The organism is Candidatus Thermoplasmatota archaeon (assembly GCA_022848865.1).
Classification (GTDB): domain Archaea; phylum Thermoplasmatota; class Thermoplasmata; order RBG-16-68-12; family JAGMCJ01; genus JAGMCJ01.
This window is the reverse complement of sequence record JAJISE010000043.1, coordinates 1-16,180: the sequence shown is the minus strand read 5'-3', so window position 1 is coordinate 16,180 and position 16,180 is coordinate 1. Positions and strand designations below refer to the sequence as shown.

At 59.8% G+C, this 16,180-nt stretch carries 14 protein-coding genes and 1 tRNA gene; 11 read left to right on the top strand and 4 right to left on the bottom strand.

Going from position 1 to position 16,180, the window contains the following annotated elements; all coding sequences use genetic code 11:
* The first annotated feature begins 28 nt into the window (after positions 1-28).
* The 3 genes from LN415_08025 to LN415_08015 are packed head-to-tail and all read left to right on the top strand — an operon-like array spanning position 29 to position 2,046.
* Complete coding sequence (locus tag LN415_08025) at positions 29-490, top strand: hypothetical protein (GenBank protein ID MCJ2557032.1); 462 nt, start codon at positions 29-31, stop codon at positions 488-490.
* Positions 487-1,269 (top strand): cobalt ECF transporter T component CbiQ, encoded by a 783-nt coding sequence (gene cbiQ / locus LN415_08020; protein MCJ2557031.1) that lies wholly within the window; start codon positions 487-489, stop codon positions 1,267-1,269. Before LN415_08025 ends, cbiQ begins: the two co-directional genes overlap by 4 nt.
* Positions 1,270-2,046, top strand: coding sequence for an energy-coupling factor ABC transporter ATP-binding protein (locus LN415_08015; GenBank protein ID MCJ2557030.1), 777 nt, complete (start codon positions 1,270-1,272; stop codon positions 2,044-2,046).
* 24 nt (positions 2,047-2,070) lie between these two features.
* Here the strand turns inward: LN415_08015 and LN415_08010 are convergent.
* Positions 2,071-2,143: transfer RNA gene (locus tag LN415_08010), tRNA-Gly, on the bottom strand.
* Between the two features lie 103 nt (positions 2,144-2,246).
* Here LN415_08010 and thiL point away from each other — a divergent pair.
* Together thiL and amrS are read left to right on the top strand one after the other, a co-directional pair.
* On the top strand, positions 2,247-3,239 hold the full coding sequence (gene thiL, locus LN415_08005) for a thiamine-phosphate kinase (GenBank protein MCJ2557029.1): 993 nt from the start codon (positions 2,247-2,249) through the stop codon (positions 3,237-3,239).
* A 67-nt stretch (positions 3,240-3,306) separates the two neighbouring features.
* Complete coding sequence (gene amrS, locus LN415_08000) at positions 3,307-4,311, top strand: AmmeMemoRadiSam system radical SAM enzyme (GenBank protein ID MCJ2557028.1); 1,005 nt, start codon at positions 3,307-3,309, stop codon at positions 4,309-4,311.
* Here the strand turns inward: amrS and LN415_07995 are convergent.
* Positions 4,308-5,249, bottom strand: coding sequence for an aminopeptidase (locus LN415_07995; GenBank protein MCJ2557027.1), 942 nt, complete (start codon positions 5,247-5,249; stop codon positions 4,308-4,310). The two genes, amrS and LN415_07995, sit on opposite strands and share 4 nt — an antisense overlap.
* A 142-nt stretch (positions 5,250-5,391) precedes the next feature.
* Between LN415_07995 and LN415_07990 the strand changes: the two genes are divergently transcribed.
* Complete coding sequence (locus tag LN415_07990) at positions 5,392-5,766, top strand: roadblock/LC7 domain-containing protein (protein ID MCJ2557026.1); 375 nt, start codon at positions 5,392-5,394, stop codon at positions 5,764-5,766.
* Here LN415_07990 and LN415_07985 read toward each other — a convergent pair.
* Positions 5,763-6,515: an HAD family hydrolase gene (locus LN415_07985; GenBank protein ID MCJ2557025.1), complete on the bottom strand. Its 753-nt coding sequence runs from the start codon at positions 6,513-6,515 to the stop codon at positions 5,763-5,765. The genes LN415_07990 and LN415_07985 overlap by 4 nt on opposite strands.
* Before the next feature lie 114 nt (positions 6,516-6,629).
* Here LN415_07985 and LN415_07980 point away from each other — a divergent pair, with 114 nt between their 5' ends.
* The 4 genes from LN415_07980 to LN415_07965 all read left to right on the top strand — a co-directional run bounded on the left by LN415_07980 (position 6,630) and on the right by LN415_07965 (position 12,887).
* Positions 6,630-7,274 carry an endonuclease III domain-containing protein gene (locus LN415_07980; protein MCJ2557024.1) on the top strand — a complete coding sequence of 215 codons (645 nt, stop codon included), beginning with the start codon at positions 6,630-6,632 and terminating at the stop codon, positions 7,272-7,274.
* Positions 7,264-7,974: an HAD family hydrolase gene (locus tag LN415_07975; GenBank protein MCJ2557023.1), complete on the top strand. Its 711-nt coding sequence runs from the start codon at positions 7,264-7,266 to the stop codon at positions 7,972-7,974. Before LN415_07980 ends, LN415_07975 begins: the two co-directional genes overlap by 11 nt.
* 94 nt (positions 7,975-8,068) lie before the next feature.
* Positions 8,069-10,588, top strand: coding sequence for a hypothetical protein (locus LN415_07970; protein MCJ2557022.1), 2,520 nt, complete (start codon positions 8,069-8,071; stop codon positions 10,586-10,588).
* A gap of 145 nt (positions 10,589-10,733) precedes the next feature.
* Entirely contained in the window at positions 10,734-12,887 is a 2,154-nt protein-coding gene (locus tag LN415_07965; protein MCJ2557021.1) for a hypothetical protein, read from the top strand.
* An 11-nt stretch (positions 12,888-12,898) separates the two neighbouring features.
* Here LN415_07965 and LN415_07960 read toward each other — a convergent pair whose 3' ends face one another.
* Positions 12,899-14,566 carry a glutamate--tRNA ligase gene (locus tag LN415_07960; protein MCJ2557020.1) on the bottom strand — a complete coding sequence of 556 codons (1,668 nt, stop codon included), beginning with the start codon at positions 14,564-14,566 and terminating at the stop codon, positions 12,899-12,901.
* A gap of 288 nt (positions 14,567-14,854) precedes the next feature.
* Here LN415_07960 and LN415_07955 point away from each other — a divergent pair, with 288 nt between their 5' ends.
* Complete coding sequence (locus LN415_07955) at positions 14,855-15,847, top strand: hypothetical protein (GenBank protein MCJ2557019.1); 993 nt, start codon at positions 14,855-14,857, stop codon at positions 15,845-15,847.
* Positions 15,848-16,180 lie beyond the last annotated feature (333 nt).

The following is a 16,180-nucleotide window of genomic DNA, read 5'->3' as shown; positions in this document are numbered from 1 at the left end:
AACCTGAGATGCTCGCGGGAGTGAGAGAATGAGAATGCGACGTGTATTCGCGTGTGCCAGCATTTTGACCGTGCTTCTCGTTGCCAGCGTAGCGGGAACGGTGAGCGCCCACAGGATCTACGTGGACGTGACGTCGCAGGAGGTCGAGATAGAGGCCTACTACGGAGACGGCACACCGGTGAGGAACGGCGACGTGACCGTGTACCTGCCGAACGGGGACGTCTACCTGACCAACAAGACGGACGACGACGGAAGGTTCACCTTTGAGGTGAAGAACGTGGACGTGGAGTATCTGGTCATCGAGGTGGAGCAGACCGGTCACAAGGCCGAGGTGACCTTGGGCACCGGGGTCGGAAGCTCAGATGATGAGGTGCCGTCCTATCAAGCGGCGATCGCGGGCCTTGGATACCTCCTCGGGCTGGCGGGGATAGCCAGTTTCTACGCGACGTGGAGATTGAGGAAGAAAGAAGGAGCGGATGAGGAAGCATGAGCCATTTCGATATCGACGAATACGCATACCTGGAGTCCCCGTTCCACAGCTTTGACCCCAGGGCCAAGTTCGTGTCCGTGCTCGTCCTCATGTTCTCGATAGTGCTGCTCAACGACATCAGGATACTGGTTGCCGGGCTCCTCCTGGCCGTTGCTCTGGTCCTCGTCTCGAGGATCCCGCTGCTGTTCGTCATTGGGCGCCTGAAATGGGTGGCCCTCTTCGTCCTCGCGGTCGTGATCGTCCTGCCGTTCTCCGTCAGCGGGACGGCCCTTTTCAGCGTGGGCGTTCTGACGTTCACGAAGGAGGGCCTCCTGCAGGCCCTTGTGATTTCCCTCAAGGCCTTCTCGGTCGTCCTGCTGATCTTTCCGATGCTGGCGACGATGAAGTTCGTCAACTTCATCAAGGCCCTCGAGAAGCTCCACATGCCCAACAGGCTCGTGCAGATGATCACGTTGACGTACCGCTACATATTCGTGCTGCTGAACGAGATCCAGAGAACGCTGAGGTCCATCGAATCCCGCGGTTACGGGAGAAGGACGAGCGTCCTCGGCTTGAAGAACCTGGGCAACGCCATCGGCATGTTGCTCGTGCGCAGCTACGAGAGGGGCGGACGGATATTCGACGCGATGGTCTCCAGGGGATACAACGGCACGATGGAGACGCTGAGGGAGTTCGAGATCAACTCGAAGGACTGGGCGAAGGCCGTCTCGATAGTCGCCGTGGCGGTCCTGCTACACGTGGCCGCCTTCACGAGCTCGATCTACGTGGGAGGGACCTGAATGAAGAACAACGGCAACCCGGTCGTGGTTAGGAACCTGAGCTACAGGTACTCGGACGGAACGAGCGCCCTGGAAGATGTCTCCTTCGATATATCCAACGGCGACAGCGTGGCTCTGGTCGGACCGAACGGCGCGGGCAAGTCCACTCTGCTGCTGCACCTGAATGGCATCTTGAGCAAGCAGGACGGGTCCATCGAGATCCTGGGGATGCCGCTGGAGAGGAGGAACGTCGGGAGCATCAGAAAGCGCGTCGGGCTGGTGTTCCAGGACCCGGAGGACCAGCTCTTCATGTCGACCGTCTTCGATGACATCGCCTTCGGCCCGATCAACATGGGCCTTCCAGAGGAGCAGGTCCGCGAGAGGGTGAGATGGGCGTTGACGGAGGTCGGTCTGAACGGCTACGAGGACAGATGCCCGCACCACTTGAGCCTCGGAGAGAAGAAGAAGGTGTCCGTCGCGACGGTCCTCTCGATGGGGCCCGAGATCATCCTGCTCGACGAGCCGACGTCCAACCTGGACCCGCTGGCGAGGAGGAGGATGATCGAGATGTTGAAGGGGCTCCGAGCGACGAAACTGATCGCCTCGCATGACATCGAGATGCTCCTCGGGATATGCGACAGGGCCATACTCCTGGACAACGGCAGGGTCGTTGCGGACGGCAAGACGGCGGATGTGCTGACGGACCCCGAGCTCTTGAGAGAACACTGTCTCGAAGTGCCCATGCTCGTGAAGCTGTTCGGCAGTGATGCGCTGGATGTCATCAGAGAGGATTTCTGAGACACCGAGCGGACCTCGAATCGATGCGGGCGCCGGGATTTGAACCCGGGTTATGAGCTTGGCAAGCTCAAGTGATACCAGGCTACACTACACCCGCTTGGGCTTCGCATACCGATTGCGACATTTAAACTTTTTTCGGGTCAGCAATCCCGCTCGAGGAACCGAACACCTTTTTATCGTAGCGACCCATTAATCACAGGATGCCCGCCAAGCTCGAGGATCTGGGAGAGAGGGAGATCATTCGGCGCATCAAGGACCTCCTCGGTGAGGCCGAACGGGGCATAGGACTGGGGGACGACACTGCTGCCATCCCGCTTGGCGATTCGTACCTGCTCGTCACGACGGACCTGATGGTGAGGAAGACCCACATCCCGGAGCCGATGACCCCGTTCCAGACGGGGTGGTACGTCACCGCCATCAATCTCAGCGATATCGCCGCGATGGGCGGGGAACCGCTCGGATTTCTCGTCGCCCTCGGGCTGCCCAGGGAGATGGAATACGAGGACCTTGAGAAGTGCGTCCTCGGCATGGAGAAGTGCTGCTCCGAGTACGGAACGGAGATCCTTGGCGGGGACACCAAGGAGAGTGAGGAGTTCACGCTCTCGGGAACGGCGATAGGGACGGTCCCGAAGGAGGACATACTCCTCAGGAGCGGCTCGCGGGTCGGCGATCAGGTCTGTGTGACAGGCCCTCTGGGGCGGGCGGCGTGCGGCTACTTCGCCCTGAAGAGGGGACTGAACCTGGATGATTCCATATCCGCTCTCCTCGCTCCCCGCCCAAGGGTGGGGGAGGGCATGGCCCTCTCCTCGGCGGGTTCTGTGACCGCGTGCATGGACATCTCCGACGGGCTCGCTTCTTCCCTCCACCAGATGACCGAGCTCGGAGGCTCGCACTTCAAGATCGCATACGAAGAGATACCCAAGTCGCAGGACCTGACCGCGTTCCCAGACATCCCGCAGGAGGACCTCGTCCTCTACTTCGGCGGGGACTACGAGCTCGTCTTCACCGTCAGAAAGGACGGCCTGGAGGACGTGCGGCAGACGCTTGAGCGGGCGGGTTCAGGTCTCTGGCGGATGGGCGAGGTCGTCGAGTCCGGGGAGAACGTCCTCGAGATTGGCGGGGAGAAGCGTCCGCTCCCCAACAGGGGCTGGGAACACCTCTCGCTGGCGGCCCGCAAATCCTTTAAATACTGACCTTCCGTATTATTCGCTGGTGAAGGGCATCCGGCACGGAGGTTTGCTTCATAAATCGAATGACGCAGTGAGAGAAGCGAGGTTCTGGAAGGACCTGGGGGACTCGAAGGTCCAGTGCCTCCTGTGCCCTGTTTCCTGCAAGATAAGCAACGGCAAGCTGGGCCTCTGCAGGGTCCGGGAGAACAAGGGCGGGAAGCTCTTCACGCTCATCTACGGGAAGGCATCCTCCGTTGCCAACGACCCGATAGAGAAGAAGCCCCTCTATCACTTCCACCCGGGGACGAGCGCTCTCTCCTTCGGAACGGTCGGGTGCAACATGAAGTGCACCTTCTGCCAGAACTACACGATATCGCAGGTGAAGTACGGGACGATCCCCATGAGGGACATCGCTCCCGAGGACGTCCTCCCGCTCGTCGAGAGGTACGGGTCCAGCGGCGTCGCGTGGACCTACAACGAGCCGACCATATGGCACGAGTTCGCGTACGACGCGAGCAAGCTGGTGAAGGAGGCCGGGCTTTACTCCGTCTACGTCACCAACGGGTACATCAACGAGGACCCGCTCAGGGAGCTAGCGGAGTACCTGGACGCCATGAACGTGGACATCAAGGCGTTCACGGAGGAATTCTACAGGAAGCTCTGCAAGGGTAGGCTCCAGCCCGTGCTCGACACGTGCATCCTGGCGAAGGAGCTCGGGATTCACCTCGAGCTCACCAAGCTCATCGTGCCGGACGAGAATGACAGCCCCGAGGAGACGAGGGAGTTCTGCCGGTGGGTCGTCGAGAACCTCGGGGAGAGGACGCCCGTGCACCTCTCAAGGTTCCATCCGGACTACAAGATGAAGGACAGGAAGAGGACCCCGATGGATACGCTGGACGAGTCCTTCGAGATAGCCCGGTCGGAGGGCCTGAAGTACGTCTACGTGGGAAACATACCGCACGACCCGCGGGAGAACACGTACTGCCCCGAATGCAGTGCCATGCTGATAGAGAGGTGGGGGTTCAGCATCGGAGAGACGAACCTCGACGGGGATAAGTGCGCCTCCTGCGGTGCGGACCTGGACATCGTCCTCTAGATCTTCAGCTCGCCGTCCTCGAGGACAAGCCTGTTGTCGATTATCACCCTCGGCTTTCGCATGATGGCGTCCACATGCACACCGCACTTTATCCTGCCGCCGAACGTGCTGTTGTCCCCGAAGGCGACGTGCGCCGTCCCCAGCACCTTGTCGTCCTCCAGGAAGTTGCCTATCAGCCTCGCCCTCGGGTTCAGCCCCATCCCGAACTCGCAGACCAGCCTGCCGTCCCTTCCACCCTTGTTCATCTCCGCCACCGCGGACTTCGCCCCGGTTATCCGGGTCGCGATCCCCTCCTTGACCCATATCGTCGCGGGATTCTTGAGCACGTCGTGGAAGGCCCCGTCCACGACCAGCTTTCCCTCCGCGCTTCCCTCGACGGGAGCGATGAAGAGCTCCCCCGCCGGAAGGTTCGTGAATGCCCCCTTCTTGTGACAGATGCCCGTGTCGTCCGTGATCCAGTCCCTCCTCGCGGTCCTCAGGGTGATGTCCGTACCGATATCGGAGAAGATCTCGATCCTCTTCGCACCCCTCAGCTTCCTGTAGAGCCTCCGCATGGTTCTCTCGACCTCGCGGTAGTCGGCGAGCATGGCGCCGTCGCTCATCATGTCCTCCGTGATGCCCGGCATGGTGGCTATTCTCGCTCCGGCCCTGGACGCGTTCCTCCTGGCCTGGGTGTGAGAGAACGAGAATGTCGTGACGCCGATTACGACGTGTGCGTCCAGCATCATGTTGGCGATGGCCTTGGGCGGTTCCTCGCCGTGCCTCTTTCGCGGGAGCATCTTCACGATCACGGGTTCGGCACCCACCTCGGCGACGCCGTCGAAGAGTGCCTCGGCTATCTTCTCCTTTCCGGTGTCCGTGACGATGAGAACGGACTCTCCCCTCTGGATGCTCAGGGCGCTCTCGATGGCGACCCTAGCACCCTTCTTCATGGGCATAAGGAGCCTATCCTGAACAACGTAATTATAGTTTGTCTCGGCGTTCTTCCGACCCCTCGCGAGAACAGTATCGGTCCTGAGAAGGACAACATCATTCTTATATATTCACACGAATTTCTCCTTCAGGACGCTGGGTGATTGATTGTCAACGGTTGATGACCTCAAAAGTATTCTGAACGAGCTGAGCTCCGACCACAATGTCGATATCTCGGCCATTGTCTCGAGGAGCGGCGTTCCGATAGCCTGGAACATCCCTGACGAGGTTCACGTTGAGACGTTCGCGACCCTCTCGGCGACGCTCCTTGGAGCCTCCGAGGTCGTGTACACAGGGCTCAGCAGGGGAACGCCCAAGCGGGTCATCGTGCAGTCGGAGAACGGAACCCTCGTCGCCATCGGACTGTCGAAGAAGGCACTCCTCGTCGCGATGGGCAATGAGGGCGATGATAATGTCTTCCAAGCTGTCGACGGCGCCGCGAAGAAGATAAGAGAGGTCCTCCAGAGCGAAGCGAGGATCTAGTCCTTCGACCCCAGTCCTTTTCTGACTATCAGCGGAAGTTCTTTCAGCGACCCGATCGTGAAGTCGGGTTTGAAGCCTTTTATCGCGCAGGGTTTGTGCGGGGCCTTTCGTTGCAGGCAGACCGTGGCGGCGCCCATGTCCTTCGCCTGCTTCAAGCTGGCACTGGCGTCATCAACGACGAGACATCCGTCTGGGGGCAGTCCCAACTCCTTGAAGGCCTCCTTCCAGAACACTTCGTCGGACTTCCGCGCACCCATCTCATCGGGGGTCAGCCTTTTCAGGAACGTGTCCTTCAGACCCGAGCTTACAAGAAGGCCCCTGAGATGGTCCGAGGACACGTTCGAGGCGATGTAGAGGTCGATCGGCATCTCACTGATCTTCTCGAGCGACGAGGCGACGTCGGGATAGACGGATCCAAGCCGGGAAGCGATATCGTACTCCAGCTCGGTCGAGATGCGGAACGCCTCTCCGTTCTCGATGTGCAGTCCGGCCTCCTTGAACGCCATCTTCACTGTCTTCGCTTCAAGGTCCTTCTCGAACGCGGAGCCGTTGCGGTGCTTCTCGTACAGCCTCTGCCACTCCGTGACGTACCACTCGAATGCCAGGTCGTGTGCCTTGACCCACCGCCCGAAGGAGCCGCCGTAGCGGGACCTCAGAAGGGACGCGTAGACCGTCCGATACTTCTTGGACGTCTCCTCCCGGTCGCCGATGACCCCATACCAGTCCATGATGACGGCGGCAATCTCCAAATCGTCTCCCCGCAGCGTTATCGCGGGCCCCGTATTCAAGTTTTCCGTACACGGGAACCCGAGACCCGCAATATTGAAGTCGCACGGACATATTCACATTGAATGCAAAGGCTGATGGAAGTCTATCACAAGCTGCTGGATGACTTCGGCCCGCAGGACTGGTGGCCCGCCGAGACCGCCTTCGAGGTCATCGTTGGCGCGATCCTCACACAGCAGACCGCCTGGAAGAACGTGGAGAGGTCCATCGAGAACCTCAAAGGGGCTGGATTGATGGGCCTGGATGCGCTTGCGCAGGCCGATACGGGCCAGATCGCGTCCCTCACCGCCCCGTGCGGGTTCCCCAGGACCAAGCCCTTGCGACTGAAGGCGATGGCCTCGTACATCCGCGACAACTACGGGGACGTGGATTCCTTCCTGGAGAAACCCGGGGACTCGCTGAGGGAGGAGCTCCTGACCCTGGACGGGATCGGTCCCGAGACCGCGGACTCGATCCTGTGCTATGCGAGCGACAAGCTGTACTTCGTCGTCGACGCCTATACGAGGAGAATAGGGAACAGATCGGGCCTGTTCGACCTCGACGAGTACGACGAAATACAATTCCATTTCCAGAGAATCATACCGAAAGACTTGAAAACCTATCGGGAGTTCCACGCCTTGATGGTGCAACTGGGGAAGAACCATTGCAGGAGGAAGCCAGAGTGCGCCTCATGCCCCCTCGGGGACATGTGCGAGCACGCGGGGAGGTCCCATGGAGATTAGCGTTCTGTTCTTCGATGCGCACGGGACCATCCTGGAGAACATCAAGTACACCCTCCTCGAAGTCGCCGACGACATCGTGAAGGAATACGAGCTGAAGGTAGAGGGAGAGGAGTTCCTCGACAAATGGTCGGAGGAGTTCTGGAACGTTCTCAACAAGGACTTCCACACGATGAAGGAGGCCAACGAGATCAGCCTCGGGAAGATGTTCAAGGCCCACAAGGTGAAGGCGGACCCGCTCGCATACACGGAGAGCCTGCACCAGAGATGGTGCTACGCCGACGTCTACCCGGAGGTGAACAGGATACTCGACCTGCTTGAGGAGGTCCCGAAGTGCGTCATCTCCAACGCCGACGATGATTTCCTGACCGCGTCCCTGGATTCCAACGGCCTCGTGTTCGACGAGGTCATCACGTCCGAGAGCACGAAATCCTACAAGCCCGCCAAGAAGATATTCACGGCGGCGCTCAAGAAGATGGGGGTCAAGCCCAGGGAGGCCGTGCACCTCGGTGATTCGCTGGACATGGACGTCGTCGGCGCGGTCAACTCCGGGATAGCGGCGATCTGGGTCAACAGGGAGAAGGAGAGGCTCGGTTCTGCGCCCACGAAGCCGGCTCTGGAGGTCCCGGACCTGGAGGGGCTGCCCGCCCTTCTCGGGCTCGAGGAGCCCCCCGATGAAGAAGACGAGGACGAGGAGGAGTAGGCGACCCCGGTTTTTCCGGCTCCTTCGAACATTTCCCTTTACCGAATAGGTTTAAAATGCGTCAGACCATTCAGTACTGAAAGGGGGTTGAGGTTTGTCCAAGACTACGATATCGGACAGGATAGTCCTTCATCTCAGAGAATACTGCCGTGAGAAGGATTCCTACTACCTACCCCCGGAAGTGACGCAGAAGGGGATTGCGAAATCAATAGGTGCGACCCGAGCCGGCGTGTCGTTCGAGGTCAAGAGGCTCGTGAAGGAAGGGTACGTCGAGGAAGACCGCAGAAGGATAACGGCCTCCAAGCAGAAGATGATGTCCTACTTCCTCACCGAGAAGGGCAAGGACCTTGCCAACGAGATGAGGGAAGCCATCCTGAAGAAGGAGGTCACGCTGAAGGACTTGGACGGAAGCGAGGTCCAGATGAGTGGCAAGGAAGCCCTCGAGAGGATGCGTCGGGATATCGGCCTGTCCGCGTCCAGGGCACTGGAGGAGATCGTCGTAACGGACCTCGTCGACCTCAGCCTCCTCAAGCGGCTCCCGCCGAGCAGGCCCTTCCCGCTTCCAGAGAGGTTCTTCGGTCGGGAGAAGGAGGTCGAGAATCTCTCAAGACTGCTGAAGAGATCCACTCCGGACGTGCGCAGACCGCTCCTGATCTCCCTCATGGGCGTCACGGGCGTCGGGAAGACCTCGCTTGCCGCCAAAATCGCCTCCGAGTACAATGGCGCGTCCTTCTTCCACAGGACCCACGAGTGGGACTCGCCCAGCACGATAATGAGGGCGCTGGCATCATTCCTGAAGGAGCAGGGGAAGGACCGCATGTTCCGGTACGCCAAGACGTTCCAGCCCGACCCGAGGGAGCTCGCGCTCGTTCTGCGGGAGGACCTGCGGAGCGGTCTGCTGGTCTTCGACGACTGCCACAAGTCCGAGCACGTCCAGTCCTTCCTGTCCGCGCTGATGGACATGAGTGAGAACTGGGCGGTCAAGATCATAGCCGTGAGCAGGAGGAAGCCCTCCTTCTACAACCGGGCGGACATTACCGTCAAGGGAACGGTCGCGGAGTTCAGCCTGGGCGGGCTGGACAGCCAAGCCGCCAGAGAGCTCCTAGAGGGCCACCACGGGCCGCTTGACGACGAGGCGTTCGAGGGCATCTACTCTCTCACCGAGGGGCACCCGATGCAGCTGCTCCTCGTCTCCGCGGACAGGCTGTCCGAGACGAAGGAAGCGAGGGAGGACCACCTGACGTACGTGCACGAGGCGATAGTCCCCGAGCTGACAGATGACGAGGAAGAGGTCCTGGCCAGGTGCGCGGTCTTCAGGGAGAGCTTCCCGCCGGAGGCCCTCGGTCCCGTCAGCCAGAAGACCATCGAGGACCTCGTCGAGAGGTCCATCCTGCTCGAGGACGGCGAGAACTTCGGGATGCACGAGATCGTCAAGGAGTTCGTCCTGAAGGGGCTGAGAGAGGACAAGAAACGGCTCAGGAGATACCACAGCACCGCCGCGGACATATACCTCAAGAGAGAGGAGGACTTCCAGAGGCTCTACCACCTCGTCCGGGCGGGAAGGAGGCCGGAGGCCCTGCGGCTGGTGAAGAAGAGGGCGGTGGAGTTCATATCCCGCGGGCTGAGCGACGAGATCGCGGGGATCATCGAGGAGCTGCAGAAGGACCACGAGGACGACCCGCTCCTCACGATGATACAGGCGAGGATCAGCGAGGCCCTGGGCAGGACCGAGCGGGCGCTGGACCTCTACGAGAAGGCCGGGGAGCTCGGCGGGCCGATCGACAAGATGGAGTCGGCCATCCGCATCGGGACGCTCGCGGCGGACGTCGAGGACTTCACCAGCTCGGAGGAGTTCTTCGAGCGGGCGCTGCACTTCTCCAGGAAGGCGGACAACGCGCTCGGGGAGGCCAACGCCTACCGCGGGCTCGGCATGCTGAACATCCAGAAGGGGAACTACGGCGAGGCGGTGAAGCAGCTCAGGATGAGCCAGAGCCGCTACTCCGGGACGGGGAAAGAGGAGGAGCTGTCGGACACGCTGAAGCTGTTGGGGATCGCGCAGCTGCGGAAAGGCCAGCTCTTCGCCTCACGGAAGAGCCTCGAGAAGAGCCTGGAGATGAGCCGGGGCAGCCAGAAGGAGGAGGCCGAGATCCTGAACCACCTGGGAACCGTCCTGATGAGGATGAACAAGCTGGAGGATGCCGACGAGAGGCTCGGTCAGAGCGTCGCCCTGGCCCATGAGGACGGGCAGATGAGGATCGAGTGCCTGGCAATGTGCAACCACGCCAACGTGCTCCTGGAGCTCGACGACCCCGAGCGGGCCTCGGAGCTCTGCGAGAGGTCGCTGGAGATCGCATCCGGCCTCGAGGACCCGGAGGTTACGAGCTCCGTCTACATGACAATGGCCAACATACTCAGCACGAGGAAGAAGCCGGACAAGGCCATGAGCTACATGGAGAAGAGCGTCGTGCTGCTCCGCGACTCGGACGACCGCCAGGCTCTGGCGGACAGGCTCTTCCGGCTCAGCGACATGAAGCTGGCCAACGGGTCCAAGTCCGAGGCCATGAAGCTGAAGGATGAGGCCTTCAGGGTCCTCAACTCCAAGCCCCAGCACTGATACAACAATATTTATATAGTGCAGGTTTATTTTGTCGCAGCCCTGAGAAGGGCAGAAGGGATATGGGAAATCACTTGAAAATCGACAGTGAGGGTGTAAAATGAAGAAAGGTATTGTTGCCCTATTGGTATTTGTATTGGTGAGCATGGCTTTCTGTGCATGGAGCCCTGGGGCCATGGCGCAGCCGACTGCCCTCTGGATAGAGGAGAGCCCTTTCACGCACAGCAACACGCAGTTCGTCCCCGATGAGACGATCAGCATACACATCGAGGGTGTGGAGGACGACGTCTATGACATACTGTTGTTCTACGATCCGTCGGGAACTCCAGTCCAGAAGAGGGAGTGGAATGACAGAACGGTCCCGAGCAGTGAGGAGATCGTACTCAGCTACGAGATCCCCGGATCCGCTGCAGGCATAGAAGCTTATGTAATCGAGGTCTGGAACGAAGACCAAACACAGCACTACTGGTTGTTGGACTACATATATTGGGTGGTCCTCTTCGATGCTGACATGGAGGTCGAGAGGGACAACTACATCGGCGGAGAGAGGGTGACGACCCACTACATGTGCTGGTACATAATGGACCACGGTCCTGTGACGGACGGAAACATCGATTGGATCGCCATAGAGGTTGCAACGGATACCGAGATTGCCAGTAATGACATAACGATAAACGACCCGGGCGATGCCGTGGGCACGTTCTCGTTCGACCTCGGGACGGGAACCTCCCCGGGATGGTTCACTGTCTACTTCTGGCTAAATGATACGGATTCCGCCACACCCGATCACACGATTCCCCTGGCTGATAACTTCGAGGTTGTGACCTTGGACGTCAATGTCAACTTGGACAAGGCTCCGCCGGCAGTCTACGCCCCCGGAGAATCTGTGCGGGTGGACGTGTCGGTCGATATCAATGGGGAGCGAGTAGCGGGTGCCGAGGTGGACATCATCGTTAGGGAAGACGGTGACGTGGTCGCCTCATACGGAGCGGACGATCTGCTGACGAAGACCGATGGGACCGTGACTCACATCTTCACGCTCGATACGAACATAGCTGATGAGACCGAGTTCGAAGTGGAGGCCGAGGTTCGACTGGAAGACGTAACGGTTTCCGATATCGTGCTGTTCACAGTGGAAGTGGAAGCGATCGGAGACCTGGAAGTGACCCTCAAGTTCGACAAGAACATATACCTGACGGGCGAGACGATAACCGCCACGGCCAGGGTTCAGACGAGCGGCACGACGACCGCCGACATCTCATATCGCTTCTGGATTCGCGACGGCTGGTGGGCAGGAGACCTGATCTATTGGACGATACAGCCCGACAACGAACTGCAGTGGGTGATTCCGGATGACCTCTCGGGCAATCTGTACTTCCGAGTCGACGCGAAGAACACCGAAGGATACGAGGATTGGGATTCTGACGCCGTGCAAGTCGTGTACGGACACCTTCTGGTCGATGCGGACAAGAAGGAGTATGAAGCGGGAGACACGATAACGGTCTCCTTCGAGCTCGTCACCAACGTGATGACGAGCCCTGAGTTCTTCTACACTATCGAGGCCGCAGGACTGCCGATTGAGTCTGGTCCCGCGGGAACCGAAGACTTCCAATTCGAAATACCGGCCATACCAGCAGACTCGTACAGGTTCAGAGTCACTGCCATCGATGAGGGCTACGTCGTGGGAGGTTCGGACCTGTCCCGACTGCTGGCGGGCTTCTTCATGAGCTTCGAGTTCGACAAGGAGGCCTACTCGCCAGGGGACACGATGACGATAACCTACGAGATCAAGGCCAGGGGCGACTCCACACTTCCAGGGACGTTCAACATAGAGTACGGACTGATTAACGGGCCGATGTACAACAAGCAGACGACGAACGCCAAGGGAACGCTGAAGTACAAGATACCCGACGGCATTGACGAGGGACACCAGATGTTCGGCGTGAGCGATGGGGGCACAGCCACCGCGGTCGAGACCATATACGTCAGGTCGGGACTGAACCCCTTCGAATGGGCCAAGCTCGCCGACATGCCAATGATATCCCTGATACTGCTCATACTCGTGATCATACTGTTCGTTCTCGTGTTCAGGCGGGGAAGGTCGCCAAAGCCCGCGGCACCGCCAGCAAAGGAGCCTACACCAGAGCCCGAGCCGGAACCCGCTCCTGTGGAAGAGGCGAGTGCGAGCCCGATGCTAATCAACTGCAAGGCTTGCGGTGCGCCTATCGAGCTCACGACGTCGAAGAGACCGCTGGAGGTCATGTGCCCCTCCTGCGGCGAGACCGAGATGGTCCAGTAGCGGCTGGAAAACTATCGATGTGCAAAGTAGGCGGTAATCCCGCCTACACCTTTCTCGATCCTAGCGAAGCCAATCCGCTCGAACTGGATCACGTCGCCCGAGCTGACACCCTCAAGGCCTGACTCGCCAAAGCCCTCGAGCACGCTCCCGTCCGGCATTACGACCATCACCGGAACCTCCGCATCCGACCATTGGATCTTGGGGATGTCCTTCACTTCGAGCGACGTGAACTCGGCCTGCTCACCTAGAATCACGTTGCAGAAGTCCTTCAGCCTGACCTCCTTGCCGGCATGGGCGTCGAAGTCCTCCTTGGCCACGAATACCACGCCCCGCGAGACGTCAAGGGAGCGCGTGCCCCTTTCCTCGACGTCGGGGTGAAGAGGCGCGTGGACCACCTCCAGATCGTCGGGCTTGCCCACGAGATGTACCTCCACGGGATCGGGCACGAAGAAGTACCTGTTCGCCCGCCCGTCTATCAGCTTGCGGTTCTCCGCGTACAGATTGTCCGCCGCCACCTCCGCGTCCGTGAGGCTGACGCCGAAGCCGAGGGTGAAGTTCCGCACGGCCTGCGGGTCGATCCCCCTTCTCATCAGCGACTGGAGCGTCCATGTCCGCGGGTCGTGCACTCCTGAGTAGACGCCCCGCTCTATCTCGCGGCTCATCTTGCTCTTGCTCAGCTTCATCTCCTTCAGGCGCAGCATGCCGTAGTGGACGAACTCCCTGTGCGGGAGGCCGAAGATGTCCCACAGGTACTTCTCCATCTCGTCCTCGATGATGAGGTCCTTCCCGCGCAGTATGTGTGTGACTCCGAGGAGGTGATCGTCGATCGCCCAGGAGAACTCCAGCAGGGGCCACACCTTGAACCTGTCACCGGTCCTGGGGTGCACTCTATTGCGAATCCTGAAGAGGACGCGGTCCCGGAAGGCCGGGTTGGGATGCTTCATGTCCGTCTTCAGGCGGACCACTGCCTCGCCCTCGCCGTAGTAGCCGTCGAGCATCCTGAACCACTTCTCCACGTTGTCGGCGACCGGCGAATTGCGGTGCTCGCACTCCTCTCCCTTCTCGCGGAGCGCCCTCAGGACCTCGGCGGGGCACTCGCAGACGTAGGCGTGACCGCCCTTGATTAGCTTCTCCCCCCACTCGTAGAAGATGTGCATCCTGTCCGACTTGTAGATGACCTCGTGACAGTCCACGCCCAGCCAGTCCAGGCCCTCCCTGATGAGGTCGTAGGCCTCGGCGACGGGGACCTTCTCCTCGGAGCCTATCGTGTCGTCGAAGACCAGCAGGAGCTTGCCGTCGTACTTCTTCACGTACTCGTCGTTGAGGAGAGCCATCCGCGTGTGGCCGATGTGTAGCGCACCCGAGGGGTAGGGCGCCAGGCGCATGACGACGCCGTCCTCGACGTTCGGCAGGTCCGGGAGCTCGGTCACCTTCTCCTTTTTCTCTTTCTTCAGCAGAGAGGGGTCGATCTCGGCGAGCTCTTCCCTTTGCTTCTCAGGCGGGAGGGAATTGACCTCCTCGACCGTCTCGCGAACGACATCGATGACCTCTGCCGAGCGGGACCTGAGGTCTGGCTCCTCCGCCATGATCTTGCCAATGACCGCCTTCTCGTCCGCGCGCCCGTCATAGAGGACGGCGTTCTGGAGCGCGTACTTCCTGGCAAGAGGACGGAGGTTCATTGGGTCGAAAACGGTTGAAAAGTATATAATCGTTGGCGGGTGCTTAGGGGCCAAGAAGATTCATATACGGGTGGGGTTGTCAGACGCCCAGCGTGATGATCCGCCTTGCTACATCGATTGAAGAGAATCGACCTGGTTGCCCTCTCCGCCCATTACGACCGTGAATCACAGGATACGTACCTCAGCGTCTACATCGACCTAACACGCGGAACCGGCGGGAAGCGTACAGCGCGGGCTGCCAAGTCCCGTTCTCGCCTTCTGAAGAACCGCGTGAATCGCTTTTTGCGGATGCGAGAGACAGCCTGCCGAGAGGCCCTGGCCGGGAAGCCGGGCCTTCTGGAAAACTTCGACAGAAACCTGGCTTCGGTGCGGGCCCACTTGGCCGATAACCCGCCTGAGCCAAAACAGAAGGGGCTGGTCCTCTTTTCGTGCGCCAAGGAGGAATACTTCGAGGCCTTCAGGCTCTCGGTTCCCCTGAAGAACCTACTGGTGCTGGACACGTCTCCCTTCATTCGCCCCCTGGCACGCCTTCGCGATGATTGGGAGTCCATCGCAGTGGTCATCCTGGATAGCGAGAATGCGCGGCTCTTCGCGGTCTCGTCGGACCGGGTGACGGCCCGAAAGAAGAAGGGGGTGGACCTGCTGGGAAAGCACAAGAAGGGTGGCATGTCCCAAATGCGGTTTCAGCGTCTCCGAAGTCAGGCGATTCGGATCTTTCACCAGGAGGTCTTGGGGGACCTGCGGGAACTCCTCCGGGTCGAGCCTGCGGATCAGATATTCTTGGCGGGCCCGGGCACTGCGAAGCTGCAGTTCCTGGACTCCTTGCCCCCGGACATCCGAAGAAAGGTCACGGAGGTTGTGGACCTTGACCTGAACGTGCCTGAGGGAGAGATTCGCCGGCGTTTCGTGAGCCTGGCAGCTGTAGAGGAACGGCGCCAGGACCGAGCCCATGTGGAAGCCCTCCTCGCGGAAATCCTGAAGGACGGTCTTGTGGCCCATGGTTGGGAGGAAGTGACAAAGGCCGTTCGGGCGGGTAAGGTCGAAGTCCTACTGGTGAGAAGCGGGTTGAAACTCAGGGGCTGGAAATGCGAACGCTGCAAGGTCTTTGGATTGGGTGATCGGTCGACGTGCCCTAGCTGTGAGAGGCCCGTTTCCGAGATGGATGCGATGGAAAAGACGATAAAGGAGGCCGCTCAACGGGGAGCGCAACTCGAATTCGTGGCGCGGGATCCGGACCTCGAGGCCTTGGGGGGGATCGGGGCGTTCTTACGTTACAAGTAGCTGCTGAGAACCCTATCGTCGGGGCGGCGTAGGTGCATTAGTAAAGATATGCGTGGGCCGGTATTCGCGCGCCCCTTTGCCGGCAACGGATAAACGACAGACTTCGAAAAGATGTACGACACGTTCACGCCAAAACATTCTCATACGCTTGGGTTCTTGCTCCCTGTGAGAGGCATTGAGTGAAGAAGAGAGAGAAGATTATCTACTATTTCCTTTTGGCATGGTTCATCGTGTCGATTGGAATTGGGGTCACTTTCTTTGCGCTTCCTGTCATAATAATCTTGTCCGACGTCGGGGACCCTTATCATAAATGGTTCCTGTTAGGACTGGTTC